General features: G+C 71.3%; 3 protein-coding genes. All 3 read left to right on the top strand.

What is annotated here, in order from left to right:
- The first annotated feature begins 185 nt into the window (after positions 1-185).
- A complete protein-coding gene (locus ACWCO3_RS33415; protein ID WP_145782937.1) occupies positions 186-1,019 on the top strand; it encodes an ABC transporter ATP-binding protein in 834 nt (277 codons plus the stop codon).
- A gap of 33 nt (positions 1,020-1,052) precedes the next feature.
- Positions 1,053-2,036: an ABC transporter substrate-binding protein gene (locus ACWCO3_RS33410; RefSeq protein ID WP_450013933.1), complete on the top strand. Its 984-nt coding sequence runs from the start codon at positions 1,053-1,055 to the stop codon at positions 2,034-2,036.
- A 2-nt stretch (positions 2,037-2,038) separates the two neighbouring features.
- On the top strand, positions 2,039-2,994 hold a 956-nt coding region (locus tag ACWCO3_RS33405; RefSeq protein WP_450013931.1), incomplete at its 3' end, for an iron chelate uptake ABC transporter family permease subunit.

Raw genomic sequence — 2,994 nt, 5'->3', positions numbered from 1 at the left:
CGCCCGGCAGATCTGGTCCAAGCGCCAGTTGTTCGAGGTGATGGTCGACTTCTGGAACGACTTCCTGCACGTCGCCGCCGATTTCGACGGCGGTGCGAGCCCGCGACGACCGCCGGTCCGTCCCCGGTGAGCTGACCCGTTGGCCGACTTGACACGCCGGCATTTCGTTAGGTTAGCCTAACCTCATGCAGAACGAGTTGGCGTCGGCCAACGGGGAGCGCAGCCTGTCCGGCGTCGACCTCCGTCTGGGCTACCACGGCGTGCCGGTAGTGCACGGCGCCATGATCAACCTTCGCGCCGGCGCCGTGACCGCCCTCGTGGGGCCCAACGGCAGTGGCAAGTCCACCCTGCTGCGGGCCCTGGCCCGCCTGCACCCGATCGAGTCCGGTCTGGTCCACCTCGCCGACGGCGTCGCGGCCGCCAGCCTCCCGTCCCGGGAGTTCGCCCGGCGGGTCACCCTGCTCGCCCAGAGCCGTCCGGTGCCCAGCGGCGTCACCGTCCACGATGTCGTCGGCTACGGCCGGCACCCCTACCGGGGGCGCTGGCGCACCGAGGATCCGGACGGTCCCGCCGCCATCGCCCGCGCCATGGACGTCACCGGCGTCACCGCGATGGCCGAGCGGCCGGTCGACGAACTCTCCGGCGGCGAGTTGCAGCGGGTGTGGCTGGCCACCTGCCTGGCCCAGGACACTCCGGTGCTGCTCCTCGACGAACCCACCACCTTCCTCGACCTGCGCTACCAGGTGGAGATCCTGGACCTGGTCCGTGACCTCGCCGACGACCACGGCGTCGCCGTCGGTGTCGTCCTGCACGACCTCAACCAGGCCGCCGCCGTGGCGGACGAGGTGGTCCTGCTGCACCAGGGCAGGGTCCGCGCCACCGGCACCCCGGCCACCGTCTTCACCGAGGAAGCCCTCACCGAGACCTACGGAATCCGCATCGAGGTGACCACCGATCCGATCAGCGGACTGGTCACCACCCGCCCCGTCGGGCGGCACGCGGTCCGCGCCCTGGTCTGAAACACCCCTCATCCCCAGCAGAGAAAGACCGTCATGACCCGTACCCGTTTCACAGCCCTCATCGCCGTCGTGGCCGCCCTGACACTCGGCGCCTGCGGCACCACCGAGAAGGCCGCCACTCCCGAGACCTCCGCCTCGGCGGCCGGCGGGCCGGTCACCATCACCGACAGCCGGGGCAAGGAGATCACCCTCAAGGCCCCGGCGACCAAGGTCGTCGGGCTCGAGTGGGGCGAGGTCGAGATGCTGGTCAGCCTGGGCGTCATGCCCGTCGGTGTGGCCGACCCGAAGGGCTACGGCACCTGGGTCACCTCCGCGAAGCTCGACCCGAGCGTCAAGGACGTCGGCGCTCGCGGCGAACCCAGCATCGACTCGATCGTGGCCCTCCAGCCCGACCTCGTCGTGATGGAGGACGACCGGGGCGGCACCATCGTCAGTCAGCTGGAGAAGTTCGTCCCCGTCGTGGTCGCCAAGGCCAGTGACGCCACCGACAACCTCGGCCGGATGCGCGCGGACCTCACCATGATCGCGAAGGCCGTCGGCAAGACCGCGCAGGCGGAGAAGCTGCTCGCCGACTTCGACACGGCCATCGCCGACGGCAAGAAGAAGATCGCCGACGCGGGCGCCGCCGGCCAGCCGTTCGCCATCGCCGACGGCTGGAAGGAGGGCAGCACCGTCAGCATCCGGATGTTCGGCAAGGGCGCGCTCGTCTCCCAGATCGGCATCCAACTCGGCCTCACCAACGCCTGGACCGGCAAGACCGATGAGGTGTGGGGCCTCGGCCAGACCGACGTCGAGGGCATGACCGTGCTCAAGGACCCGAACATGCGTCTCTTCTACAACGCCTCCGACGGCGACGACGTGTTCGCCGACGGGCTCGCCAGCAACGCCATCTGGAAGTCGCTGCCCTTCGTGCAGAAGGGCAACCTGCACAAGATGCCCAACGGCATCTGGACCTTCGGTGGGCCGCTCTCCGGCAAGCAGTACATCGACGAACTCGTCAAGACGTACGCGGTGTGAGCGTGCTGAACGCACCCTCACGCCCGGAGCCGGCCACCCGGCCGGCTCCGGGCGGACGCCTGGCCGTACCCCGCGTCGCCGGGGTCTTCGTCGCGGCGCTCCTGCTGCTGCTCGTGGTCAGCGCGGTGCACCTCACCCAGGGCACCTCGAACGTCGGGGCCCTCGACCTGCTCCGGCTCGCGACCGGCGACGACGACGAGGCGGCCCGCGTGCTGATCGCCTCCCGGCTGCCTCGGCTGCTCGCCGGGCTGGCCATCGGCGTGGCACTCGGGTTCGCCGGCGCGGCGTTGCAGTCGATCGCCCGCAACCCGCTCGCCTCCCCCGACACCCTCGCGGTCAACGCCGGTGCCCATCTGGCGATCGTCGCCGTCGCCGCGTTCGGCATCTCGTTGCCGGCGCTGCCCTCCGGTGGCCTCGCCTTCTGCGGCGGGCTGGCCGCCGCCGGCCTGGTGATGGCGATGTCCTCCGGTGGGCAGGCCGGCACCACCCGGCTGATCCTCGCCGGCTCGGCGACCGCGCTGGCGCTCGGGTCGGTGACCACCCTGCTGCTGCTCCTCTTCGAGCAGGCCACCATCGGTCTGTTCGCCTGGGGCAACGGCTCTCTGGTGCAGAGCGACCTGACCGCGCTGACCCAGCTCGCCCCGGTGATCGTCGGCGCAGCCCTCGTGCTCGTGCTGCTCGGACACCGCCTCGACATCCTCGCCCTCGGCGACGACACCGCCACCGTGCTCGGCCTCGACGTGCGGCGTACCCGGCTCACCGTCATGGTGCTGGCCGTACTGCTCTCCGCCGCGGCGGTCACCCTCACCGGCCCGGTCGGCTTCGTCGGCCTGTGCGCCCCGGTGATCGTCCGGCTGCTCGCCCCCACCAGCCCGGCCGAGCCGCTGCGAGACGGCGGCGTGGTGACCCTGGAGCCGGGCGGCCAGTTGGAGATCTCCACCCCGCCCCGACCCTCGAC

The organism is Micromonospora sp. NPDC002411 (assembly GCF_053592955.1).
This window is presented reverse-complemented; position numbering and strand designations above follow the sequence as displayed.

Bases quoted from the DNA above. Each gene is read 5' to 3' on its own strand.
- ACWCO3_RS33410 (WP_450013933.1), top strand. From the start codon at position 1,053: ATGACCCGTACCCGTTTCACAGCCCTCATCGCCGTCGTGGCCGCCCTG.
- ACWCO3_RS33415 (WP_145782937.1), top strand. From the start codon at position 186: ATGCAGAACGAGTTGGCGTCGGCCAACGGGGAGCGCAGCCTGTCCGGC.